The sequence below is a fragment of the Pseudomonas sp. FG86 genome, from assembly GCF_057808775.1.
The window spans coordinates 71,473-93,394 of the sequence record NZ_JBMDIS010000013.1; the positions used below are offsets into that span (position 1 = coordinate 71,473).

Annotated in this window: 25 protein-coding genes; all 25 read right to left on the reverse strand. The window is 65.1% G+C overall.

Annotated features, from left to right (window positions below; translation table 11 throughout):
• Positions 1 to 8 precede the first annotated feature (8 nt).
• Positions 9 to 758 carry a TIGR03747 family integrating conjugative element membrane protein gene (locus ACODSV_RS11600; protein WP_003109778.1) on the reverse strand — a complete coding sequence of 250 codons (750 nt, stop codon included), beginning with the start codon at positions 756 to 758 and terminating at the stop codon, positions 9 to 11.
• The gene (traD, locus tag ACODSV_RS11605) at positions 755 to 2,947 is read right to left on the reverse strand and encodes a type IV conjugative transfer system coupling protein TraD (protein WP_003116813.1); all 2,193 of its coding nucleotides are present in this window, start codon (positions 2,945 to 2,947) and stop codon (positions 755 to 757) included. Before traD ends, ACODSV_RS11600 begins: the two co-directional genes overlap by 4 nt.
• 4 nt (positions 2,948 to 2,951) lie before the next feature.
• Positions 2,952 to 3,500, reverse strand: coding sequence for an integrating conjugative element protein (locus ACODSV_RS11610; protein WP_003109779.1), 549 nt, complete (start codon positions 3,498 to 3,500; stop codon positions 2,952 to 2,954).
• Entirely contained in the window at positions 3,497 to 4,087 is a 591-nt protein-coding gene (locus tag ACODSV_RS11615) for a transglycosylase SLT domain-containing protein (RefSeq protein WP_003109780.1), read from the reverse strand. The genes ACODSV_RS11610 and ACODSV_RS11615 overlap by 4 nt, the downstream gene beginning before the upstream one ends.
• Positions 4,069 to 4,806 (reverse strand): TIGR03759 family integrating conjugative element protein, encoded by a 738-nt coding sequence (locus tag ACODSV_RS11620; RefSeq protein ID WP_003098886.1) that lies wholly within the window; start codon positions 4,804 to 4,806, stop codon positions 4,069 to 4,071. Before ACODSV_RS11620 ends, ACODSV_RS11615 begins: the two co-directional genes overlap by 19 nt.
• Positions 4,807 to 4,818: 12 nt before the next feature.
• A complete protein-coding gene (locus ACODSV_RS11625) occupies positions 4,819 to 5,463 on the reverse strand; it encodes a hypothetical protein (RefSeq protein WP_003098888.1) in 645 nt (214 codons plus the stop codon).
• On the reverse strand, positions 5,460 to 6,059 hold the full coding sequence (gene pilL2, locus ACODSV_RS11630; RefSeq protein WP_003098890.1) for a PFGI-1 class ICE element type IV pilus protein PilL2: 600 nt from the start codon (positions 6,057 to 6,059) through the stop codon (positions 5,460 to 5,462). Before pilL2 ends, ACODSV_RS11625 begins: the two co-directional genes overlap by 4 nt.
• Positions 6,060 to 6,197: 138 nt before the next feature.
• Positions 6,198 to 8,477 carry a helicase-related protein gene (locus ACODSV_RS11635; protein WP_003098893.1) on the reverse strand — a complete coding sequence of 760 codons (2,280 nt, stop codon included), beginning with the start codon at positions 8,475 to 8,477 and terminating at the stop codon, positions 6,198 to 6,200.
• Positions 8,478 to 8,613: 136 nt separating this feature from the next.
• A complete protein-coding gene (locus tag ACODSV_RS11640; RefSeq protein WP_003098895.1) occupies positions 8,614 to 8,919 on the reverse strand; it encodes a hypothetical protein in 306 nt (101 codons plus the stop codon).
• Positions 8,920 to 9,008: 89 nt separating this feature from the next.
• Positions 9,009 to 9,329: a hypothetical protein gene (locus ACODSV_RS11645; RefSeq protein WP_003098896.1), complete on the reverse strand. Its 321-nt coding sequence runs from the start codon at positions 9,327 to 9,329 to the stop codon at positions 9,009 to 9,011.
• A 50-nt stretch (positions 9,330 to 9,379) separates the two neighbouring features.
• On the reverse strand, positions 9,380 to 10,489 hold the full coding sequence (locus ACODSV_RS11650) for a DUF6094 domain-containing protein (protein ID WP_003124464.1): 1,110 nt from the start codon (positions 10,487 to 10,489) through the stop codon (positions 9,380 to 9,382).
• Positions 10,490 to 10,553: 64 nt separating this feature from the next.
• Positions 10,554 to 11,204, reverse strand: coding sequence for a hypothetical protein (locus ACODSV_RS11655; protein ID WP_008266552.1), 651 nt, complete (start codon positions 11,202 to 11,204; stop codon positions 10,554 to 10,556).
• Positions 11,205 to 11,308: 104 nt separating this feature from the next.
• On the reverse strand, positions 11,309 to 11,650 hold the full coding sequence (locus ACODSV_RS11660; protein ID WP_006226014.1) for a hypothetical protein: 342 nt from the start codon (positions 11,648 to 11,650) through the stop codon (positions 11,309 to 11,311).
• Between the two features lie 102 nt (positions 11,651 to 11,752).
• Positions 11,753 to 12,079 (reverse strand): hypothetical protein, encoded by a 327-nt coding sequence (locus ACODSV_RS11665; protein WP_006226013.1) that lies wholly within the window; start codon positions 12,077 to 12,079, stop codon positions 11,753 to 11,755.
• 94 nt (positions 12,080 to 12,173) lie between these two features.
• Entirely contained in the window at positions 12,174 to 12,863 is a 690-nt protein-coding gene (locus ACODSV_RS11670; protein ID WP_006226012.1) for a DUF3275 family protein, read from the reverse strand.
• Between the two features lie 58 nt (positions 12,864 to 12,921).
• Positions 12,922 to 13,851 (reverse strand): DUF3577 domain-containing protein, encoded by a 930-nt coding sequence (locus ACODSV_RS11675; protein ID WP_006226011.1) that lies wholly within the window; start codon positions 13,849 to 13,851, stop codon positions 12,922 to 12,924.
• 366 nt (positions 13,852 to 14,217) lie between these two features.
• On the reverse strand, positions 14,218 to 14,571 hold the full coding sequence (locus ACODSV_RS11680; protein WP_006226010.1) for a DUF3085 domain-containing protein: 354 nt from the start codon (positions 14,569 to 14,571) through the stop codon (positions 14,218 to 14,220).
• Positions 14,572 to 14,712: 141 nt separating this feature from the next.
• Positions 14,713 to 15,525 (reverse strand): hypothetical protein, encoded by an 813-nt coding sequence (locus ACODSV_RS11685; protein ID WP_006226009.1) that lies wholly within the window; start codon positions 15,523 to 15,525, stop codon positions 14,713 to 14,715.
• 287 nt (positions 15,526 to 15,812) lie between these two features.
• Positions 15,813 to 16,091 (reverse strand): hypothetical protein, encoded by a 279-nt coding sequence (locus tag ACODSV_RS11690; RefSeq protein WP_003108989.1) that lies wholly within the window; start codon positions 16,089 to 16,091, stop codon positions 15,813 to 15,815.
• A gap of 96 nt (positions 16,092 to 16,187) precedes the next feature.
• The gene (locus ACODSV_RS11695) at positions 16,188 to 16,925 is read right to left on the reverse strand and encodes a DUF5983 family protein (protein WP_003098947.1); all 738 of its coding nucleotides are present in this window, start codon (positions 16,923 to 16,925) and stop codon (positions 16,188 to 16,190) included.
• 213 nt (positions 16,926 to 17,138) lie between these two features.
• Positions 17,139 to 17,531 carry a hypothetical protein gene (locus ACODSV_RS11700; RefSeq protein WP_003098949.1) on the reverse strand — a complete coding sequence of 131 codons (393 nt, stop codon included), beginning with the start codon at positions 17,529 to 17,531 and terminating at the stop codon, positions 17,139 to 17,141.
• 21 nt (positions 17,532 to 17,552) lie between these two features.
• A complete protein-coding gene (locus ACODSV_RS11705) occupies positions 17,553 to 17,765 on the reverse strand; it encodes a hypothetical protein (RefSeq protein WP_003116833.1) in 213 nt (70 codons plus the stop codon).
• A 337-nt stretch (positions 17,766 to 18,102) separates the two neighbouring features.
• Positions 18,103 to 18,408 carry a hypothetical protein gene (locus tag ACODSV_RS11710; RefSeq protein ID WP_223656317.1) on the reverse strand — a complete coding sequence of 102 codons (306 nt, stop codon included), beginning with the start codon at positions 18,406 to 18,408 and terminating at the stop codon, positions 18,103 to 18,105.
• 342 nt (positions 18,409 to 18,750) lie between these two features.
• Positions 18,751 to 19,251, reverse strand: coding sequence for a signal peptidase II (gene lspA, locus ACODSV_RS11715; RefSeq protein WP_034137618.1), 501 nt, complete (start codon positions 19,249 to 19,251; stop codon positions 18,751 to 18,753).
• A 3-nt stretch (positions 19,252 to 19,254) separates the two neighbouring features.
• Positions 19,255 to 21,900 carry a heavy metal translocating P-type ATPase gene (locus ACODSV_RS11720; protein WP_425311436.1) on the reverse strand — a complete coding sequence of 882 codons (2,646 nt, stop codon included), beginning with the start codon at positions 21,898 to 21,900 and terminating at the stop codon, positions 19,255 to 19,257.
• Positions 21,901 to 21,922: the final 22 nt, after the last annotated feature.

The following is a 21,922-nucleotide window of genomic DNA, read 5'->3' on the forward strand; positions in this document are numbered from 1 at the left end:
GTGTCACCTCATAAGTACTTCTTGAAGCTGCCTGCGGTCAGGCTGACTGCCATCCCCAGCAACGCCGCGCTGGGCAGCAGGATGACCAGAGGATGCACCGATATGGGCAGAGCGAGATAGGTGACCCAAGGCAGCACGGCCAACGGCATCAGGCTGGCCTTCGCGCGGTGGTAGATGAAGCCGGATTCGCGGCCCGCGCCGAACCGGCGCACATCCCGTCGCACCAGGCCGTCAATCAGGCCGACGAATGCCGCCGTGAGGATCAGCGGCAGCGTGAGCACCAGGACCAGCAGGCGCACCAGGAAGGTGAGCGTCGTGAAGGCCGCAGCGATCAGGTAGCTTTCGGCCCAGACATAGACTTGGCTGATGTAGTAGCGGAAGTTGCGGCTCTGCCCGTGGCTGGGCGCGCGGACGCGCTCGGCGGTCTGGCTCATGCGCTCCAGCAACCCCGAGCGCACGAACACCCACTCGTACCCGGTATCCACCAACTCGTGCGCCGTGCGCCCGGGCTCCTGTACCACCACGCTGCGCGTGAAGTGGTTGGACAGGTGCCCGAGTTCGTACCGCAGCATCTGCTGGGAGTGGCGCCAGCCCTGGTCCTTCCAGAACAGGTGCATGCCGGCGCACTCCACCACGATCGAGAACAGCAGCGAGCCAATGAGCACCCCGAGCAGCCGGAACGGTAAGGTGATGGTGCCGACGATCAAGCCTTGGCGATGGTTCTGCTCCCGCTGCGCGGTCGAGGCGGCATCCTTCATGGCACGGCCTCGTTGCCCGCGCCATCGTCGGCGCCGGTGGCCACCGCGCCGGGCTCGGCCGCAGCGGCATCGTCCAGCAGGTCGTCGGGCAAGGCCGCATCCTGCAAGGCCGACGAGCTGGTGAACTCCCACCACTGCGTGGCCTCGCTGTAGCTCTGGCGCATGTACCCGGCCAGTTGCTGCAGGTCCGCCGGCATCACTTCATCCGGGTCCGGCGCCGGCAGCGGCATACGCACCTTCCAGAGCTGGCCGCCCTGCAGCAGCGCGAAGCACTGGCCCTTGGGCAGGCCGACGACGTGTGACGGCTCGATCATCGGCACGCTGGCCATGCTGATGCGGTCCTGGGTGTTCGACGTGAAATCCGTCGCGCCGCGGATGTCTGAGCTGTCCGTCGCGCCCGAGACGATGGTGGTTGTATAGACCTCGACCTTCGGCAACTGCCTCGTCAGCAGTTCCGCGGTGGCCGTCTCGCGCACGCGCAACATGAATAAATTGTTGAAATTCCCGATCACTTGGCCGGCCTTCGCGCGATTTCCGATGCGGGCCTCGATGTCCGAGAGCGTCTGCGTGTACGCCGTGACTTGCAGGCCGGCACCGCCGCCCTTGTTGATGAGCGGGATGAATTCATCGCCCATCAGTTCATTGAATTCGTCCGCGTGCACGTTGATCGGCACGCGAGCGCCAGCCACTGCGCCGGGCAGGCCATCGTCGATTCCGTGCTTGTAGATGTGTCCGGCCACCGAAACCAGGTCAGAGAACATCGAATTGCCGACCGCTGCGGCGACCTCGGCGTCAGACAACGCATCCAGACCCACATAGACGATGGCCCGCTTTCGGATGACCTGCATCCAGTCGAAGATCGGGCGCGGGTCGGCCAGGTCGGAGTAGTTCGGCGCCAGGAGCTGGGCGATCTTGCCGCTCGTGAGCTTTTCCAGCAGCGGCAGCAGCGATGCAACGATCTTGTCGAAGTAGGTCTTGTCGTAGCGCACCGCCGAGCGCAGGCCATCGAGCACAGGGTCGTAGTTGCGCGCCTGGGAGAGGTATTGCTCCAGCGCCACCACACGCTTCTCGCGCCCGATCATGTTCCTTGGGATGTTCTTCTCGTTGAGCTTGGCCTCGATCTGGACGATCACCTCCCAGGCCTTGGGCTCCGTCTTGGCAAAGTAGTGCTGGGCGTACTCAATGAACAGCGCGTCGATGTTGATGACGTGGCGCTGGATCAGCATGTAGTCCGGGCGCTGCCCCAGTTCCACCAGGGCGCGGGCGATGATGTTCACGAAGCGCCATGCGAACTCGCGGAACGCCGCGCTGTTGCCTTCGCCGGAGAGCTGCCCCGCGATGCGTGTCGCCACTTCCGAGATCCGACCGAAGCGGCCCACGGCGTTGTAGCGGGCGCTGATTTCCGGCCAGCCCAAGTGGAAGATGTAGAACTCGCCTTCGCGGCCAGCGCGCTGGGCTTCGACGTACATCCGTTTCAAGAGATCGGCATCCCCCTTGGGGTCGATGACGATGACGACCTCATGCTCGCCGGCAGCATTCCTGCGACGGATGTCCTGCGTGACGAACAACTCGGCCAGGCGCGTCTTGCCCACCCGCGTGGTGCCCAGCACCAGCGAGTGCCCGACGCGCTCGCCCAGCGGCAGGCTGACGTCCACTTCGTCGGGCTCGATGCCGTGCAGCCTTGGCAGGCCGCCGACAGGCGGCAACGGGCGCACGGGGTTGAAAGGCGCGTCCCAGCCGGTGAGCTTCGGCAGGCGCGAGAGCGGCAATGGCGCGAACTCCAGCCGTTCCTCCAGGCGCCTGGTCAGCCGGTAGGCCGGCGTCGGCTCGACGTAGCGGCGGAACTCGGGCCGGTACGTCTGCATCAGCCGATGCGTGTGCTTCTGCTCCCAGAGAAAGCCGCGCCCCACGAATAGGCGCTGCTGGCTGACCGGCACGTCCTTGCTGGTCATCACGTAACGCGGCAGACGGCGGATGTTGCGCCGGTAGCGCAGGATGATGCGGGCATCGCGGTAGCGGATCGCGCCGTAGGCGCCGAACGCCAAGGCGCTGCCGATGCCCATGGCCGGGCTCAGCGCGAGCGACCATGGGGCCACCAGGCACAGAAACGCGGCGCCTGCACACGCCGCGACGGTGTATAGCTCCACCGCTGGGCGTAGCAGAACCTCGACCGGCTGTTTGCCCGACATGGCTTCATTGCTCGATGCCGGTGGCCGTGATCAGCGCCGGGTAGTGCCGCAGGCCCAGGCGATCGGCCAGGTCGTCGCCGGCCACGGGCGCGAGCGGCACGCCCGGCACCAGGGCGCGCAGCCGCGCCAGGCCCTGCGCGGTCTCGACGTTGACGACCAGGCCGACCGCGCCACGTTCGCGCAAAGCGGCGGCGCGGCGCTGCAACCAGGCCCGGGAAGCCTCGTCGTCGCCGATGACCACGAACGGCCGCAGGCCGGGCGCTTCGATCACCCGTCGCGCGACGGTGCCGGGCGTGAGCTTGGCGCTGCGCACCGGCAGCATCGCGGCTTCGTCCGCCCGTGTGGCAGGAACCTGGGGCGTCGGGATGGACGGCCGCGCCGGTGCGTTGGCGCGCGGCTGGAGATTCAGGGCTTCGTAGTACGGCAATGCCGACGTGCCGCCACGGTCCTCGACAACGATCAGTGGCTCGCCGGCACGCGAGGCCAGCGGCAGGCCTGACAGCAGCATGAGTAGGCCCGTGAACGCGAGATGGGCGGGATGGGGTTTCGTCATGGGGAGGTCTCCTGGCGCGCCGCGAGGACCGCGGCGGCTGGTCGCGTGCCCTGCACGCGGGCAAGGTGGCGCGACACGCTGCGCCGATAGCGGGCGGCGGGCTCGCCGCCTGCGGGGCGGTGGTAGCGGCCGATCGCCAGCAGCCAGTCCTCGCCGGGGGTGTGCTGCTCCTTCAGGATCTCGGCGGCAACGGCCAGGTTGCGATACGGATCCAGCAGGTCGCACGCGCCGGTAAAGCGGTGCTTGTGGTAGCCGAGGTTGATCTGGCCCAGGCCCGCATCAATGCGCGTGTGCGGCGTGGCGCGCATCGCCTGCTGCAGGCCAGCGCAGGCGTCGGCGCGCGTGGCGAAGCGGCGCGACTGGCCGGCGACGTTGAGGGACCACGGCCACGGCACCAGGCGCCCGTTGCGCCGGATGCCGCTCTCCTGCAAGGCCACGGCGTAGAGCACGGTCGAGGGGATGCCTGCGCGCTGGGCGGCAAGCTGGTAAGCCGGTGGCGGAACCTCCTGGGCCAGGGCGGCAACGGCATACAGGCCGGCAGTGAGCACCAGTGCGCGCAGGGGCATGGCTACGGCTGGCGCTGCCATTGGCCGTTCACTTCGCGCACGGCGGCGGGCAGATCGCCGGGCAGGCCCAGTGACAGCCAGCGGCCGCCGTCGTGGTTGAGCGTGATGCTGCCGGCGCGCACGCGCGCCGGGTCGATCTGCGCGCGCTTGGCCCAGTCGCGGATGCGCGCGTCATCCTGGCGGCTGCCCACCATGTACAGGTCGAACTCCGCGCCCGAGGATTGCAGGCGCTGCACGAGCTGTCCGCAGGCTGCGCAGCCGTCCTTGACGAACACCGCCATGCGGCCGCTGCCGCGCAAGGGACTGCTGGATGGGCCGGCGCCCGGCTTGTCGTCGGGCAGGTTCACGCGCTGCATCCCCGGATTCAGGCGCTGCCAGGCCTCGTCGTAGGCGCGCTGGTAGGCGAGCAGCTTCTCGACGCGGCGCGCTTCCACCTGCACCTGCAGTTCCGCATAGCGGCGCCGTTCTTCGTCCGTGCGAGCTTCGATGCCCAGGGCGGACAGCGGGTCCAGGTTGGGCGAGTAGATACCCAGCGGCCCATCCATCAGCTCGCGGTAGCGTGCCCATTCTTGTGGCTGCAAGCCCCATTCGGTTGCCACCCGGTCGTCCAGCACGCGGGCGGCCAGCGGGCGCTCCTGGCTCTGTGCGTTGCGCGCCGAGGTCGTTGCGGGCTGCTGCGCCCAGGCGGGCCATTGCGACGACGCCACCAGGACCGCGAAAAGGAGGATCGACGGCTTCATGGGGTGCTCCGGTCAGGGAATCGCCACGCGGCGGGTCTGGTTGCCGGCCTGGAACACTGCGGTGTTGCCCTCGATCGCCTGCAGGCGCCACGGGCCGACCGCATCCCCGGGCAGCAGCACCTGAAGTTGGGCGGGCGTGAAGTCCCCGATGCTCGGCGCGACGGACACGCTGCGCTGGCCGGCGCGCAGTTCGGCGCCGACGACGCGGAATGGCAGCGGCGGCAGCTCGGTCTTGGAGGCGGCGGACGTGCGCGATGCGCGCCGCTGGGCGGGTGCGGTGGCACGCGCGGCGGCTTGGCGCGCCTTGATCTGCTCGACCTCCGCGCGCAGCGCCTGGAGGTCGTCGGCCGCTGCGTAGCCACTGAGAGATTTCTCGACCTGGGCCGCGCGTGCTTCCAGAATCTGGCGGGTGTCTTTGAGGTCAGCGTCCGTCGCGACGGCCGGGCGCTGCTGGATGGCCTCGATCGTCTCGGCCAAGCCAGTTGCCTGCGCTTCCAGGCGTTGCAGGCGGGAATCCAGCCGCTCCTGGTCGGCCTGGTCGCTGAGGGCCTGGTAGCCCAGGGCCGCCAAGACGCTGAGGAAGATCAACCAGAGCCACATCAGGCTCTGCACCACCACGGCGGCGGTCGATCGCTGGGCAGGTTGCGGGGCGTTCATGGCTGGCCTCCCGAAACCATGGGTGCCAGCGGGAACGTCTGCACCGCCTCGGTGGCGGGTGGCTCGGATGGGGACTCGGCGACCGCGCGATCGCCGGGCCGCTCGAAGCAGATTTGCCGTGCGCGGTCATCCGCGTGCAGTTCCCAGGCCGGGCCAGCCAGCGTGAGCAGCGCATCGCGCAAGGTCATGGGGCCGAGGTGCAGGTGTACCGCCGGCAACGGCAGCGCGTACAGCTCGATCACGGCATGCGCGGTCTGGCACAGGCCATAGCCGCTGCGTTTGAGCACGTGCCGAAGCCCATCCCCGACCGTGGCGCGGGCATCCTCGGGCATGGACACGTCGATGGTCTGCAACAACAGGTCGCGCTGCGCCGCCATGGGTGCCAGTTCGACCAGTGTGTAGCGGGCGTAGCGCACGACCGGGATGTACTCGGAAGCCTCGGGTTCAGGCGCGGCCAAGACTTCCGCGATGGTGTCGGGCGCGACCGGCGCAGTCGTCGTCGCGCAGCCACCGGCCAGCACCGACCACAGCAGGCCGAGAAATCCCGCCAGAAGGCGGCGTTCGGGATAGTGAAACCACGGTGGAGAGGGGCACATAGCTCGGCGTCCTGAAACATCCAGCCCTCACCATCGCCGCTCAGGCCGCGAGCGGCAGCAAACAATGCGAACCAGGCAGCGTCCGATTTACCGGGAGCGGCAAAAAAAACGGCCCCGAAGGGCCGTAAGTGGAACGTGTCATGCGGCGACAAGCTGCCGGGCCAGTGCGACCTCGACGGAATCACCGTCCTGGTTCAGGACATCGAGCCCGGATTCGGGCACGTCGCCCGAGGTGGACTGCGAGACCATGATCTTCTTGGCCATCAGCTCCAGGCAGGTCATCTGCGAGGAACCGGCGTAGCCGAGGTAGATCACACGCACGGGCTGCTTCTGCCCGATGCGCCAGGAGCGGCGTGCCGCCTGCTGGAGCGAGTACACGTTGTAGCCCGACTGCATGAACACGATCGTCGGGAACTCCAACAGGTCCAGCCCCGTCTTGACCAACTCGGGGTTGGTGATGAGCACGTCGATGCCACGGTCCAGTTGCTCGGCGATCCAGTCTTCGCGGCGGCTGGCATCCACGCTCGCGCGCAGCACCGCCACCTTGAAGCCTTCCTGCTCCAGCAACACCTTCAGGCGCGACGTGGTGTCGCGCGTGCCGGTATAGACCGTGTAGGCCAGGACCTTGCGGCCCTGCGCCTTCTCCTCTTTGCAGATGTCGATCAGCTCACGCTCCTTGGGGCTGATCTCGAACTCGTTGAACTGAGCCGGGACAAACGCCAAGGTGTTGCGCGTGCGCGGATGCACCACGGTCTCCGACCGGAAGCAGCAATCCGGCCAGGCCAGCAGCACGTTGAGGACCACACCCAGCAAGGTCGTATCGCGTCGCGCCAGAGCCTGTTTCAGCTCGGCGGTCAGCCGACCCGCCAGATCGCGGTAGGCCGCGGCTTGCGCCGTGTCCATCGCGACTTCACGGAACTCCTCGTCATACGGCGGCAGGACGTTGCCGCCGATGTCCTTGAGCTTGAGGAAGATCGTGAATGGCAGGATGCAGCGCAAGACGCCCTTGGGGCCGAAGCCCGGGGCCTTGACCGTGCGCACCGATACCTTGGTGCCCTTGGCCGTCTTGTGCGCCGTGCCGGTGCTCTCGGAGTAGATGTCCTTCAACACCCCGTGATCGCGCATGAACGCCATCGCAGCCGAGGTCATGCTGCCGCTCGTGGTCGGGCGGTAGCCGTCTTCGATCATCCGCCCCGGAAGGGCTCGGAACAGCAGGTGAAAAAGATCATCACCGTAGCCGCCCATCAGCGTGCCAGTCAGCAGCAAGGTCTTGCGAGCCTTCGCCGCCAGCACGCCCATGGCCTGGCCCTGGGCACTGCCCCCGTTCTTGTACTCATGCGCTTCATCAGCGATGAGCAGGTCGAACGTACCTTGCGGCAAGTACCTCTTGATGAACTCCGAGGGTTGATAACCGCCCTCGCCAAAGCCGAACTCCATGTTGGCCATCGCACGTTCCATGCGCGTGGCTTGACGGTCGGAAAACACCAGCTCGCCGTTGCCATCCATGAGGTTGATGAACTCGTGGATGTTGTCGCCCAGCATCGAGGCCAGGAAGCCGTCACCGAACTTCTGCATCAGCTTCTGCGCAGTGACTTCCCCGATGGTCGGGATGCGCTTCAGGGCTTTGAGGACGGCCGAGGACTGGTCGCTGCCGGACAGGCTGCGCGGGCGGATCAGCGTCCACAGGGGCGCAGCGCAATGGCTGCACTTCCTGCGGTACTCCTCGGCTTCGAGCGCGACCGGGTTGACCGGCTCGCCGTCGAGGTCGGTGATGACCGTGCCGCAGTCCGGGCAGGCCGCCACGTCGCCGTGGCGGGTGCGCCGCTGGGTGAAGACGGGCTTCCAGTGGAAACCCATCCGCATCCTGACGCGCCCCAGGACGAAGAACTCCTGGCCCGTGGGCTGCACGCCCAACTGCTCACGCAGCTTGAGGAGCTTGACGAGCGTATCCGGCCCATTGAGCACCCATACCTTGGCGCCGGCCACCGTCTCCTGGATCTCCCGCCGCCACTTGTAAACCAAGTGCGGTGGCGACAGGACCAGAGTGCGGCGGTAGCCTTCGGCGTTGAGCACGGCGGCCGCGGCGATGCCAACGGTCGTCTTACCACAGCCCATCTCGCCATTGACGATCGCGGCGCGTTCGCCACGGTCGATCAGCAGCTCGGCGGCGGCGTGGACGACTTCGGCCTGGGCCGGGAACAGCTTGCGTTTGAGGCTGGCGACGATGAGCTGCCGGTGCGCCTGCGGTTGGCCGGTATAGACAGGCGGGTTGGCGCTGTTGAGGGCGTCGAGCAGTTCGTCGCCGAACTCGCCGACGAAATCCTGAAGGCTCAGGGTCAGAGGGGATGATTCCGCGTCGAGCAGTTCGCCCTGTACGGGCGCGGCGTCAGCGGCAGTGGTTTCGAGATCGAAGGACATTGTGATGCTCCAATGAAAAATGGGGCATGCACCACCCCCAGCGGGGCAATGGCATGCCCCGTGGTGGGAAGGAAATCGGCGCGCGGCCGAAGGTGGTTGAAGATGCTGGCCTGAGTGGCCTGCGGGTGAACCGTGCTCAGTCTTCGGACGGCAGCACGATGGCAGTGACGCTGCGCCCCGCATCGGTGATGATGCGAATGGCGAGTCCCGGGTGGATCACATAGTGCGATTCCAGCGACGCGCCCGATTGAAGTGCAACGCCGTTGGCGTGCCATTGGCAGACGTTGACGTCACCCCAGTCGCCACGGGTGTGGCGCCTGAAGTACGGAATCGGGTCCAGGCGACCCGCGCGGACAAGGCGATCAATGCCTCGGCTGAAGATGAGCGCCCCGATGGGGAACGCCAGCCTCTGGCAGTAGGTTTCGATGCGATGCGATGCCATGGGCTCCTCCTTGAAAGGCTATTGAGCCACGACACCCCTGGCGGAGTGAAGTGGCTCCGTCAAGTGGATGGGATGACGAGGCGGCGCCTTCAGATCAGGTCGCGCTCTTCGGGAAGCTGGACCACCGTGGTCTGGTGGTCTTCGCTGGTCTTCACGAGCAACACCAGTTCCGGCGTGATCCGGTACTGGGAGATCATCAGGTTGTCCTGTTGGATTGCGACGTCGTTGGCTTGGCGGGTGGCCTCATCGATCTCGCCCCAGTCCCCGCGCACATGGCGCTGGACATAGGCCAAGGGGTCGATCAGGCCTCGCCGAGCCAGCCAATGCACCTTCTCGCTCAACTTCAACGTACTCGGTGCGAACAAGGGTTGCTTGCGCGGCGCAGGCCGCTTGAACGGATTGGGGAACATGGTGTTTCTCCTTCGATGTGGTACAGCAGGACGGCAGCGCGTCCGGTGGATCAGCGAATGGTCAGCACCTCGCCCCTTGTCGGGGAGCCAGGCGTCATGTCCCACGCGCGGATAACGGGCACAAACTTGTCGGTGAGGATGCGTGTCTCGGCGATGGAGCCGTCTTCGCGTTCGGTGAATTCCCGCTGGAGCGTCTTGTCCTTGTGGGTGTCACCTTTGACGACGAGCACGCGCCCCGTCTGGGAGCGCACGACGCCGGAGATCGCGCCCGCGGCCAGAGCCAGGGCGAGATGCCAGTGGGACAAGGCCCGCGCCGGTGGACGCAGCGACTGCTGCGCGGTCCCCAAGTGCGTGTCCAGCGACGGCCAAAGGCCTTGCAGCCGGCCAACCTCGTCGGCGAACTGTTCGGGCTCCATCGTCACGCGGAAGAAATGCTCCGGCTCGGCCGGACTGGCGGGGACGATGTACGGCAGGAACGGCCATTCGCTCGGCAGTTCCTCGGCTTCGACTTCGCCAAGCCCAACCTGCAGCAGCAGATTGCGCACGGCCTTGACGCCATCGGGTGCCAGCTCCCGCTGACGGACCCGGCGGCCGAAGATCACCACCTGCTTGAACTGCGTTTCCACCGCTCGGTAGATACGCAGATCGGTGTAGTGGCGCGTCAACCAGCCGACCAGCTCCGCGTCGAGCACGTAGCCGGGGACGATGAAGACCAGCACGCCGCTGTATTGCAACAGCGACAGCGAACGCTGATAGAACAGCTTTTCGAGGCGGGCACGGCCCTGGCCCTGATAGCCGATGTTGCCGTTGACGTCCTTGGACAGGTCGCCATACGGTGGATTCAGCCACAGTAGTCCGAAGGACTGCTTGGAGATCATCGTGTCCATCAGGTCCGCGTGCAGGCAGTGATCGACCAGGCCGCGGGCATGGCGCGCCCGCTCGGCGTCGAATTCGACGGCGAACGCCTTGGCCTGTTCGCGCCCGAGGGCATGAGAGGCTTCGGCGATTGCCACGCCTTCACCGGCGCAGGGATCGAGGATGCACATCGGCCCGTCGCTGGGCATCAGTGCGTTGAGGGCTCTTTCGAGCGTGGGTTCGTCGGTCGGGTAGTACCCATTTTTGGCGAAATTGCGGGCGAGCCGCGGGAACATGAGAGCCATGGAAGTCTCCTGGTTGGCGGGGATGAATGACGGAAGCACGCCAAGGCGTGCCTCCGAGGGTGGGTCAAGCCGCCACCGCTTCCGGCGTCCAAATCTTGGCCGGATAGGGATAGGCGGTGAGCGCGTCACTGCGGATCAGGGAGCCCAGCGCCAAGCTCAGCGCCGGCACGTCGATGGCGAGCCGATGGCCTTCCAGCGGCCCGAGGGCGGACGGAAGGCGGGCCAGCATCTCGCGGCTTTGCAGCAGTTCCAGCACGGTCTCGCGCCAGTGGTCGAGCAGCGGCAACGGGCAGGTGTCCCGCACCAGCATCCACAGGCGGTCAAGCCGGTGGGCGCTGTCACGTGGCAGCAGTGCCAATGCGCTGGCGTTGGCCTTGTCGGGCTTGACGCAGCGCCGGTCGAACAGCCACACGTTGGACAGCGAACCGAACAGCGTTCGCCGGTAGGCGCGCGTGATGCGCTTTTCCAGGCGATCGACGTTGCCGATGAATACCGGGACGCTGCCGCCCTGGTCGGTGATGACGTGGAACTGGTCCAGTCCCTGCTCGTCGCGCCCGAGGGTCAGGCGTGCAAGGAACTGCTGGACGGCGGTGTCGCGCGCCCAGATGGACAGGAAGATCAGGTTGCCCTGGTCATCGCCGACGCAAGCGTCGGCCATAACGTCCGGGCATTCGTCGATGTGGAACAGCGTGGTGGATGAAGTGTGTGCGTGCATGGTGGTGTCCTCGATGAAATGAGGGGCAGCACCGCCCGCAGGGGCAGCGAATGCCCCGTTAGGGATGAAGGAATGCGGATAAGGTGTTCGATCCGCTTGGGCGTTCAGAACGTCTGTTCGGTGAACGAGCCGTCGGCCTGATGCTTGACTACACGGTTGCCAACGTTGCCCTCGCAGTCCTGTTGGACTTCGGTGAACATGCTTTCGGGCACGTCGATGTGGAAATGGCGCAGGACCACTCGGTAGTAGTCCAGGTAGTGGTTGAACGGGTCGCTCTCGTGCAGGTTGCTGTACAAGAAGTCGTCGCTCTCGACCTTCGCGGTATCGTCGATCAGCTCGGCCGGCTTTTCGATGAATAGGAAGAAGTAATTTGCCGGCCGGTCCCAGCCCAGTACGACGGTGATGGGAAAGCCCTTGTGAACGGTGTCGAAGTAGTGCCGACTCATGGTGATGTCCTCGGTGAATCGGAAACAGCACCGCCCCTGAGGCAGGTGCTGCCCCAAGGGGTGGAGAAAAGCCGCGCAAGCGGCGATGACGTGTGCCGGACCTCAATAGTCCGAATCGCAACCGGACGGGCAATAACCCAGTTCGATTCCGTGCGAGCAGTAGCCGTTTTCGGCGTTCCAGTCCTGGGTTTCCTGCCTTTCGGCCGGTGTGGCGTAGCCCCATTCCTGTGCGATCTGCAGCGCCTGTGCGCGTTGCTCTTCCGGCAATCGACTGGCTTGCGCGTCGATCTCCGAACTGAAAAGCGTGACCCAGTGGTCCCAGGACAGGCCACAACCACGCTGGGCGTGCTCGGCGGCTGTCTTGCAAACAGCTCGCCACGCGGGTTCACCCAGCGAAGAACGGGGTGTATCGCAATCGATGGTGGACATGATGGAGACCTCCAGAAGAAAGCCGGGGGCCTCCCCGCATAGGGAAAGAGCCCCGGCGGGTGGATGAAGAACACCGCGCATGCGGTGTCTGCGATCACGCAGGTTGCAGTTCGGCCTGGCGGCTCCACTCCTGCGTTTTGAAGTCCAGCGCGTAGCCCAGATCGCCCAGGCGGGCGATCTGCGCGCGCAGGGCGCGGCGGTCGATGGTCGAATCCAATTTCACGGAATCGCCCAGCGGCCAGAGCAAGCCGAACAAAGCAACGTCGCCCTCTTCGGTGCTGCCAGGGGCAGCCGCCGCAGCGGGCGTCGGTGCATCCACACCGAAGGGCGTGGTATCGACCAGCGGGTCCGCCGAGGCCTGCACGGGTGCGGGCTTGGCGGGTCTGGAGGCCTTGGCGGGCTTGGCCGGCGTTTCCGCAGGCTGCGTCCCCAGCTCTTCATCGAGTGGATCGACTTCCTGGGTGGCGAAGCTGCGGGCCTCATCACGACTCAGTTTGTCGATGCCGTTGAGCGTCATGCCGTCGAGGTTTGCGCGCACTTCAAACCGCGCGCCGCCCGCGACCGGATAGGACTTCGCGAAGATGTAGCGAATGACGAAATCCCCGTCGTACTTTCCTTCGGGGTACTGCTCCAACTCCGCGTCTTTAACCGCGAACTCGCCGATGGGGGTAGAAAGGCGCCCAACCGTGAACGGGCCGTTCTTGCCCCGGATGGTCCGCAACGTGAGCTGGCCCGGGACGACGATGGGTAGGGCTGATCTCGTAGGTGCCGATGTGGCTGCCATGATGGTTCTCCTTGGACGAATAGGAAAAAGGCAAGGCCCCGTGAGGGGCCGTGCCGGATCAGAACGAAGCAGCCAATGCCGGCTCCTGCTCCTCGACTGCACATTCGGGCTCGCGCTCGGCGGGCTCGGCAGATTGGTAGGAAACGGCGTCGGCGGCAGTGTCGATGGCGTTGGCGGCTTCGGACGCGGGTGCGTCCTCCGCTGGCGCTGCCTCGGCATGCGCCTGGCTCGTCGGATAGACCTGGGTGCCGTCGATCTTGATCAGACCGATGTGGACCAGCGTCGATTCCAGGCTTGCGGCCGGTTCCCCAGCGTGCTCGCCCTTGGTGCGGATGTACGGATCGATCTTCATGTCGTTCAGACGAAAGGCGATCAGCACCTTGCGATCCCCTTCGATGGCCTGCACGCATCGGCGAACCAGATGCTCGGCTTCAGGGGTGGCGACGATCGTGTCGAAGTACCGATATTCCGGTTCATCGACAGGTCCGGCCAGCGCGGCGATGGAGCACGACAGGAACGGGTCACCATCCTTGGGGGTGACGTCCTTCGGACGGTTGAGGTAGCCGATGCCACGGGTGATCAACTCGTGCTGCTCGATCGAAGCCAGTTCGGCCCGCTCGATCAGCTCGGCCTTGAGCAGTCGCGCCTTGAGGGATGCGGCGGCCTGGCCTTTCTGTTCGCCCTTGTCGCGGATGTAGGCATCGCCCCAGAGGTCGCCGAGGCGAAAGCGCACCAGCGGTCGCTGCTTGGAATCGTCAACGCCGATGTAGCGCTGAACGAGCTTCTTGGCCTCGGCACCCGAGACCTTGACGTCGAAGTAGCGGTAGCTCGGGTCCCTGGCGGGGCCGACCAGCGCGGCGATGGTGCAGGCCAGGAAGGGCTGCGCACGGCGGCCGCCCCTGACGGGCACCTCACGGACACGCTGGAGGTAGCCGATGCCCGAGGTGTGGAGGTCGAAATACGATTTCTCGTTGGAAGTGGTGTTCATGGTGAATCTCCATAGGGAAAAGCGGAGACACACCGAGCCCACGCATGCGGGGAAAGGTGCGTAACCCCGCGGTGGGTTGATAAGGCGAAAGCATCCGCCACCAGGGACTGGTGGCCGCTCGCGGATGGATGCGGTGCGAGCTGGCTCGGTCACGCAGTGGAAACTGCGCCGCAACCTCGAAGACCGATGGTTGCCTGGCATGTCGCTGACAGCGTCAGCAGGCATGGGGTCAGCATGGCCGGGCCTCGCGCGCGCGACAGCAATCAATTGGCATCCGCGCGTTTCCCTTTGTCCACGCAGCCCGGCTCAGCGCAAAAGAAAGCCCCCGGTGTGGGGGGCTGCGAGAGTCGAGTGGCGGTTGCCGCGCTATGCGGGAGGCACCACCTCCAGCGACAGATGTGTGGCGGTGGCCGACAGCATCAGGTCGTCTTCGGTGTGCAGGATGCGCGTGAATACGCCGTCCTTCGGGTCGAAGTACTCCCCGAAGTCGTCGCCGCCCAGTTCGGCGCGCGCCAGTTCCCACCAGTCGTCGAACGGGTCGGTATCCGGGTTGCAGCCGACGGCATAGGCCAGCAGCTTCACACGCCCATCCGGGCGGCGCTCTCCCTGCTCGGCGAGGAAGTACACGCCCTGGTCCTTGACCAGGATGACGCGGCATTGGCTGGCGATGGCCTCGGTCAGCACGGGGCGCAGGTCGGAGCCTTTGAATCGCAGTGACATGGTTGAAATCTCCTATGTGGAATAGAGAAAAGGCCCTCCATCCGCATGGATGGAGGGCCTGTGGGCACATGGCCCATGGGCGAAACTTCGTGGCGGGACCCACGGGTCAGCCGTAGAACCGGCAGGATTCAGTTTCCGGCGTCATGCCGGCACCGCCTGGCGCTGCCGGGTAGCCTTGGCGTCGATCACGCTCACATCGATCAGGCGCCAACGTCCGTCGTCGATGAGTCGCTCCAGCACTTCGCCGAGCATGTCGAAATACACCTCGTCATGCCGATCGACCAATTCGCCGTCGCGATGCAGCTCCACCACGTAGGTGTCGCCGCCTCGGTCGTACAGCACCGTCACCCGGCCCTCGAACTTCGCGGTCGAGACCGTGAAGCTGATCGCCGGAGGCGTCTCGATGATCTTGGACGGCGTCGGATCGACCCAGGTGAAATCCCGGGCACCCGCATCGACCAGCATGTGGGTGATGCGCCGGAAGCCATCGGGCGCCGGCATTTCCTCCAACTGCTGGATGAGCTGACCCAGCTCCATGCACTGCGGCTCGGGAATGGGCAGCTTGGCCGGCGCGGAGCCGAGGATGTGCGTCTTGACGGTGTAGGGAATGCCGTCGGACGTCATCTCGGTGCGCTCTTCCGGCGTGTCCGCCCGCAGCCCATCGAAACGGCGCCGTGCGTAGGGTTGGACATGCACCTTGGCGCCTTCGTCGGGGACGGTGGTCACCAGCTTGGAATCGAGCACAGCGAACTCGCTCGGCTTGAGCTTGACGACGATGGCATCGTCGGTGATGGCGACTACCTTCCCGTCGAAGGGCTGGGGGTCGACGGCGAAGCCCAATGTCGAAGATTGCGGCTGATCGTCGAACACGCGGTACTTGAACGACCGCACGTTGCGGGGCACGTGGCCTGCGACTAGCGAAGGCATCATGGATTTGATGAGGGAACGGTCCATGGGAATCTCCTTGAGGAAGAAACAAGGGATTCCCCGCCCGCAAGGGAGAGGTCCCTTGTGGGTGGTGTGGATGGACGCGGTACGTCCGTGGAAAACATCGACCAGCACGGCTTCCCGTGCTTGCAGCCTTGAAGGTCTTGGCTGCCTGGGCATGTGTCGGCAACGCCGACGAACATGGGGCAAGAATGGCCCGGGAGTAAGCGGCCCGCTTGCAGGAAACGGCACCCCATCGCACCCGCTTTCCAGCGCTGCGGGCGAGAAAAAGCCCCTCGAAAGGGGCTTGGGGGTCAGGCTTCGTACACGAAGTAGTGTTCTCGCTGACGCGGGAAGAACACGTGCTTCCACGTGTCGCCGCTTGTGTTGCCACCGTCGAATACGACCATTTCGTAGTCGTCAATGTCGGTGTCCACCAGATCGGCGCTGTCGATATGGCGCATGTGCAGCGTACCGCTCATGCGCTCGAACACCAGGATCTGGCCGATGGCGTCGTCCTGGCTCATGGCGTTGACGCAGGCTCCAAGCTGATTCTCGAAGTCGGGCGTGGGCAAGATGAGATCGGGGAACATGAGATTGCTCCTATGGAATTGAACCAGCCCGGCTCCTGGTGGGAGGCGGGCTGGCATATGGGGGATAAAGGGGAAGGCTTGCGCGTCGCGTGTCTGCTAGGTCTCGGCCAGTGGCAAGCCCAGTAGCGCGGGTGCGTCGGCATCGAGGATGAGGATGCGCACATCTGCCTGGCCGGCCAGTTCAAGGATGTTCGCCAGGTCGTCAGGCATGCCCTTGTCGCGGTGCTCCTGTCGAAGCTGCTCAGCACTGATGCCCTCGGCATATTCCAGGTTCTTGTCTGTCCAGGGCGTGGAGATCAGCTTGACGCCAATCGCCGGGCTGTACGGAACCCGAAAGGCGATGAACAGAAAAGCCTCCGGCGTGGCGAGGTCTGCCAGGTTGGCGAGGTACTGGCCGGTTTCCTGGCAGATGTGCGCGCTGCTGACTTCCCAGCACCGGCTGTAATAGCCGGTCTCGAAACTCAACCGCTGCACCACGTCTCGCGCGGCTTCGGCCGAATAGGTATCACCGACATGGACCGGGCGGCCGTCGAGGTCGTCGCCATGGATGGCATAGACCACGGCGCCCACCACGCCTTCGCCGTTGATGCCTTCAACAGCATCACATTCAGCAATCAGCTCGTCGCTGATGGCGTCAGTGCCGCTTTTGATCAACGCGAAGTCGCTGGTGACGATGCAAGGCGATGAGATCAGGTCGTTGTCGGAAAGATGCGCTTGGCTCGTGTGGATGGATCGCCAGACATGCGGGCTTCCGTCCCCGTAGCAGATGCACAGCGTTCGGACGACTCTCAGATTCCAGTAGCCGCGTACAAAGGGATTGGGATTCTGGGTCATGGAATTTCTCCAGATTGAATAATGGAGCCAATTCCCGCCACCGGGAATTGAACCCCGGTGGGTTGAAAGTGGAAAAAGCGTCAGGCGGCACTGATCGAGGGCTTTGGGCCAATCGGCGCAGGCTGACGGAAGAAAAATCGAGGGACATGGCCGCGTGGACGCATGTCCCTCATGGGCAGTGAACAAAAAGACGGTGGTATGCCGCAGACCGGCTCACCAACCGCTGTAGTTCACCAACAGATCGGCGATGACCTTGCGGCGTTGCAGATCGAGACCATCGAAGTCCGACAGTCCTTGGAAGTGGCAGCGCTTGAGCATGGCACCGCCCTCGCGCGCGTTGTAGAAGCTGAACATGGCGGACAGGAACATGCGTTCCCCGCTGCTCAGGACGCCGAGTGCGTCGTTGGCACGCAGCATGTCGGGACGCAGATCCCACTTGCTCTTTGCCTGGTTCAGGCCTTCGCGCGTGCCGTCGCCAAACCATTGCGGGCCTGCGATCTCGACGCCGCGCTTCCAGACCTCGAAGAAGGCTTGGGGCGCGGCGGCGAAATGCTGCTCTTCCCGCATGATCTGATCGACGACTTCCTGGGGCAAAAGCTGGTTCATGACGTGGTTCCTCCAGTTGGATCAGGGTGTGGCGAGCTGGGACCAGCCGCCTCTTTCGAGGGCACGTTGAGCCGCGGCATAGCTGCGGAAGTACTGGCAGGATTCCCGCGAAACGGGACCTTCTGTATCGCGCGTGCCGATGTAGTGGCCGGCGGCGCTATGCAGGATTTCGAGCGGCAGGAACTTGCCGCAATGGATCAAGGCCAACTGGCCGAAAGAGGCTTGCTGGGACATGGACGGGCTCCTTGGAAAAAGCGGGGCCTCGTCCCTCACGGGATGGCAGCTCCCGCACGCGGTTGAGAAAAAAGCATCGGCGTCACGGGTGACGCGCGTCCGCAGACTCGATGCGATGGCGGACTGGCGGGTAGCGCGGAAAGAATCCGCGGCAGCCTGGAAACTCTGGCTGCTGGCATGGTGCTGACGAATCAGCGACACATGCGGGCAGCTTCATGCGCGAGGCGAGCCGCGTCAGCCGGAAATCGGCATTTGCAACAGCCCCGATTGGCGAACGCGGAAAAAAGAAAGCCCCGCAATAAGTGCGGGGCTGTCAGGAGGATGAGGCGAAACTGGGTCAGCGAGGCCTGTCGCCCAGTACATGCTGCTTCCACAGGGCGAATGCCTCGTCCGGTCCCAGCTCTGCGAGGATGACGATGGGCTGGCCCCGACGGGCACGCAGCGATGCGAAATACGCTGGCCGGTCGGCGATGGCGTTGAGCTTGATGCCCTTTAGGAACAGCAACTGGCGGGGGCGAACTTTGGTGGTAACGCAGGCATGATTGCGCTTGTTTGGGGCAAAAGGGCCAGCGAAGCGGGCGGACACGGCCAGAAAACCGCGACGAACTACTTGTACTTGCCAGGCGAGGCGAACGGGTGACATCAGCATATCGCTATGCGGTAAAGAAGACCGTCCTAAAGCTTGCAGGATCCCGGCATAGCTTCATCATCACCTCTCCGTGACGGCTCATTGGAACGAAAAAGGCCAGCATCGCCGTGATGGACTTTCATAATTGCCAGGTCAACTGGCTTGCGTGCTGTTTATTCACAGCAAGGCATTGCGACGTCGTTGCAGCAATCGCCGCCATCGCAACAGGGCGTTGCAGCAAAAGCGGCGGTGGGCGCTAGCATGAGGGCCAAGCCGCGGCCGCTCATGCTGGGGGCCGTTCTCTTCAGATTGGTGTCCTGCACCGTGTGCATTGCGAATTTCCGGATCGTCCCAATGTCACTGGGACTCCTTTGTGGCGGCCGGGTTCTCCACGCTCATGAACGACTGGGCCACCAGCGCGATCGCCCCGCCCACGATGGTCATGTCAGCGATGTTGAAGGCGGGCCAGTGCCAGCCGTGCAGGTGAAAGTCGATGTAGTCGATAACGTGCCCGCGCGTGGCGCGGTCGAACGCGTTGCCCAATGCGCCGCCCAGAATGAGGCTGTACGAAAGGCCTTCCGTTTTGCGCAGCGGCCGGGAGAGCAGCCATGCGAGCCATGCCGATATTGCGAACGCGATCGCCAGAAAAAACCACCGCTGCCAGCCGCCCGCGCCAGCAAGGAAGCTGAACGCCGCGCCGGGATTGAGAGCGTGAACTAGGTTGAAGAATGACGCCACCTCGTGCGACCAACCCAAGGGAGTTGTCGCGTCAATGTAGCTCTTAGCTGCCTGATCGCCGGCGAATATAACGATCGCGAGTGAGTACCACTGCGTCTTGCGAAGAGATGGTTCATCCATTGTTCATGCCGCCTTGAACTTCAGGAGGCGCAGCCCATTGACGACAACCAAAAGACTTGCCCCCATGTCAGCGAACACAGCCATCCACATGGTGGCATGCCCTGTGAACGTCAACGCAAGGAACACCGCCTTGATGCCAAGGGCCAGAACGATGTTCTGCGTGAGGATCGCCGCAGTGCTACGCGACAGCCGGATGAAGGCGGGGATCTTGCGCAGGTCGTCGTCCATCAGGGCGACGTCGGCTGTTTCGATCGCGGTGTCGGTGCCGGCCGCGCCCATGGCGAAGCCGATGTCGGCACGGGCGAGCGCGGGCGAATCGTTGATGCCGTCGCCCACCATGCCCACCTGGCCCTCGCCGCCGACCAGGCTTTCGATGGTCTTGAGCTTGTCTTCGGGCAGTTGGTCACCACGGGCTTCAGAGATTCCGACCTGGGCAGCGATGGCCGCGGCCGTGTGCTGGTTGTCCCCCGTCAGCATCAGCGTGCGCACACCCAGCGCCTGCAGGTCGGCCACCGCCTCACGGCTGGTTTCCTTCACGGTGTCGGCCACTGCAAAAATGCCGAGCACGGTCGCATCGTCCATCAGCAGGATCGCTGTCTTGCCTTGGCGCTCCAGGGTCTCCAGCCGAGCCTGGAGCGTCGCTTCGCTCAGGCCCAGCTCCTGGGCGAGCCTGTGGTTGCCCATGTGCAACATGCGCCCGGCGACGCGGCCGCGCACGCCGCGGCCAGGCAGCGCCGCGAAGTCGTCGACCTCGTGCAGCGCGATGCCGTCACGGTTCGCCTTGCGGGCGATGGCCTGAGACACAGGATGGTCCGAGCGTGCCGCGAGGCTTGCGGCCCAGGCGGCAACTTCCTGCGCCTCGCCGATCAGCGGCACGAAGTCGGTCTGCTCGGGCTTGCCATGTGTGAGTGTGCCGGTCTTGTCCAGGGCCAACGCCTTGAGCTTGCGCCCGCCCTCCAGGTAGACGCCACCCTTGATCAGGATGCCGCGTCGGGCGGCAGCGGCCAAGCCGCTGACGATGGTGACCGGCGTGGAGATGACCAGAGCGCAGGGGCAGGCGATCACCAGCAGTACCAGGGCCTTGTAGACCCAGTCAAACCATGCGCCGCCGAAGGCGAGCGGCGGCACGACGGCAACCAGCACGGACACCGCGAACACCGCCGGCGTGTAGACGCGGGCGAACTGGTCGACGAAGCGCTGCGTGGGCGCACGGCTGCCCTGCGCGGACTCCACGGCATGGATGATGCGCGCGAGCGTCGAGTCGCTGGCGCCTGCGGTCACCTTGTATTCGAAAGAGCCGGTCTCATTGATGGTTCCGGCGAAGACCTGGTCACCTTCGGCCTTCTCGACGGGCAGGCTCTCGCCGGTGATGGGCGCCTGGTTGATGGCCGATCGACCCGAGGTGATCAGGCCGTCCAGTGCGATGCGCTCGCCAGGACGCACGCGGACCACCGCGCCCTTTGCGACCTCCTTGGCCGGCAGCTCTGTCCATGAGCCATCGGCCTGCCGCACGGTCGCGGTCTCGGGCGCCAAGTCCATCAGCCCCCGAATGGCGTTGCGGGCGCGGTCCAGCGACTTCGCCTCGATCACTTCCGCCAACGCGAACAGGAACATGACCATGGCGGCCTCCGGCCAGTGGCCGATCGCCATGCCGCCGGTGACCGCGATGGCCATCAGGGCGTTCATGTTCAGGTTGAGGTTCTTCAGCGCGATCCAGCCCTTCTTGTAGGTGCTGAGGCCGCCGGTGAAGATCGAAACCAGTGCCAGCACGATCACGGCCCAATGATTGCCGTCGTTGACCCAGTACACGCCTTCGGCGGCCACCGCCGCAACGCCCGAAACCGCCATCGGCCACCAATTGGTCTTGTGCGCGGCCACCGGGGCATCGCGCGGCTCATCAGTCCTCTGGACCTCGGCTTCCATGCCCAGCGATTCGATGGCTTCGACTGCCGGCTTGATCGCGTCGGGTGTGTGCCGAACCGTGAGCGTGCGCTGCATCAGGTTGAAATCCATTCCCTGCACGCCCGGCATGCCTTGCAGCTTGCCGCGGATCAGACTTTCCTCGGTCGGACAGTCCATCTTCGCGATGCGAAGTACCGTGGTGGCTGTCTGCATGTCCTGCCGCGCAGCCTGCATTCCAATGGAAGCAAGCGCCTTCTCGATCGGCGCTGAGGTCGCCAGCGTGTGCTGGACTCCCAGCACACGCTGCATCAGATTGAAGTCGAGCGCGGTCACACCCGGCAGCTTGCCCAGCCGGTCGCGGATCAGCGCTTCTTCCGTCGGGCAATCCATGTTCTCGATCCGGTACGTCACCCGCTCGCCGATCGGCGGCGCGGAAACGGCAGCGGTTGGTTGCTGCTGCAGGGCCGAGGATGGGATCACAGCCGCGGCTTCGATCGGCCCCGTGTGGCCGAAGGTCTGCTCCTTGGCGCGCATGCCGATCGAGGCCAGGACCTGCTCCATCTGCGCGCGTGCCTGAGCGAGGTGTTTCACCGACAGGGTGCGCTCAGCGAGGTCGAAGTCGAGGTCCTGAATTCCCTCGACTGCCCCGAGGTGCGAGCGGATGAGTTTCTCCTCGCTCGGGCAGTCCATGTTCTCGATGCGGTAGGTGGTCGACACGGCGGCGTCTCGGACAGCCTGAGCCTTCATGCCCACCGAATTCAGCGCTTGC

Excerpts from the sequence above, each read along its gene's own strand:
- ACODSV_RS11720 (WP_425311436.1), bottom strand. The coding sequence starts at position 21,900 with ATGAAGGCTCAGGCTGTCCGAGACGCCGCCGTGTCGACCACCTACCGC.
- pilL2 (WP_003098890.1), bottom strand. The coding sequence starts at position 6,059 with ATGTGCCCCTCTCCACCGTGGTTTCACTATCCCGAACGCCGCCTTCTG.
- ACODSV_RS11620 (WP_003098886.1), bottom strand. The coding sequence starts at position 4,806 with ATGAAGCCGTCGATCCTCCTTTTCGCGGTCCTGGTGGCGTCGTCGCAA.
- ACODSV_RS11680 (WP_006226010.1), bottom strand. The coding sequence starts at position 14,571 with ATGTCACTGCGATTCAAAGGCTCCGACCTGCGCCCCGTGCTGACCGAG.
- ACODSV_RS11660 (WP_006226014.1), bottom strand. The coding sequence starts at position 11,650 with ATGAGTCGGCACTACTTCGACACCGTTCACAAGGGCTTTCCCATCACC.
- ACODSV_RS11655 (WP_008266552.1), bottom strand. The coding sequence starts at position 11,204 with ATGCACGCACACACTTCATCCACCACGCTGTTCCACATCGACGAATGC.
- ACODSV_RS11650 (WP_003124464.1), bottom strand. The coding sequence starts at position 10,489 with ATGGCTCTCATGTTCCCGCGGCTCGCCCGCAATTTCGCCAAAAATGGG.
- traD (WP_003116813.1), bottom strand. The coding sequence starts at position 2,947 with ATGTCGGGCAAACAGCCGGTCGAGGTTCTGCTACGCCCAGCGGTGGAG.
- ACODSV_RS11665 (WP_006226013.1), bottom strand. The coding sequence starts at position 12,079 with ATGTCCACCATCGATTGCGATACACCCCGTTCTTCGCTGGGTGAACCC.
- ACODSV_RS11600 (WP_003109778.1), bottom strand. The coding sequence starts at position 758 with ATGAAGGATGCCGCCTCGACCGCGCAGCGGGAGCAGAACCATCGCCAA.
- ACODSV_RS11640 (WP_003098895.1), bottom strand. The coding sequence starts at position 8,919 with ATGGCATCGCATCGCATCGAAACCTACTGCCAGAGGCTGGCGTTCCCC.
- ACODSV_RS11635 (WP_003098893.1), bottom strand. The coding sequence starts at position 8,477 with ATGTCCTTCGATCTCGAAACCACTGCCGCTGACGCCGCGCCCGTACAG.
- ACODSV_RS11615 (WP_003109780.1), bottom strand. The coding sequence starts at position 4,087 with ATGGCAGCGCCAGCCGTAGCCATGCCCCTGCGCGCACTGGTGCTCACT.
- ACODSV_RS11610 (WP_003109779.1), bottom strand. The coding sequence starts at position 3,500 with ATGACGAAACCCCATCCCGCCCATCTCGCGTTCACGGGCCTACTCATG.
- ACODSV_RS11710 (WP_223656317.1), bottom strand. The coding sequence starts at position 18,408 with ATGTCACCCGTTCGCCTCGCCTGGCAAGTACAAGTAGTTCGTCGCGGT.
- ACODSV_RS11700 (WP_003098949.1), bottom strand. The coding sequence starts at position 17,531 with ATGAACCAGCTTTTGCCCCAGGAAGTCGTCGATCAGATCATGCGGGAA.
- ACODSV_RS11625 (WP_003098888.1), bottom strand. The coding sequence starts at position 5,463 with ATGAACGCCCCGCAACCTGCCCAGCGATCGACCGCCGCCGTGGTGGTG.
- ACODSV_RS11675 (WP_006226011.1), bottom strand. The coding sequence starts at position 13,851 with ATGAACACCACTTCCAACGAGAAATCGTATTTCGACCTCCACACCTCG.
- ACODSV_RS11645 (WP_003098896.1), bottom strand. The coding sequence starts at position 9,329 with ATGTTCCCCAATCCGTTCAAGCGGCCTGCGCCGCGCAAGCAACCCTTG.
- lspA (WP_034137618.1), bottom strand. The coding sequence starts at position 19,251 with ATGGATGAACCATCTCTTCGCAAGACGCAGTGGTACTCACTCGCGATC.
- ACODSV_RS11695 (WP_003098947.1), bottom strand. The coding sequence starts at position 16,925 with ATGACCCAGAATCCCAATCCCTTTGTACGCGGCTACTGGAATCTGAGA.
- ACODSV_RS11685 (WP_006226009.1), bottom strand. The coding sequence starts at position 15,525 with ATGGACCGTTCCCTCATCAAATCCATGATGCCTTCGCTAGTCGCAGGC.
- ACODSV_RS11705 (WP_003116833.1), bottom strand. The coding sequence starts at position 17,765 with ATGTCCCAGCAAGCCTCTTTCGGCCAGTTGGCCTTGATCCATTGCGGC.
- ACODSV_RS11670 (WP_006226012.1), bottom strand. The coding sequence starts at position 12,863 with ATGGCAGCCACATCGGCACCTACGAGATCAGCCCTACCCATCGTCGTC.
- ACODSV_RS11690 (WP_003108989.1), bottom strand. The coding sequence starts at position 16,091 with ATGTTCCCCGATCTCATCTTGCCCACGCCCGACTTCGAGAATCAGCTT.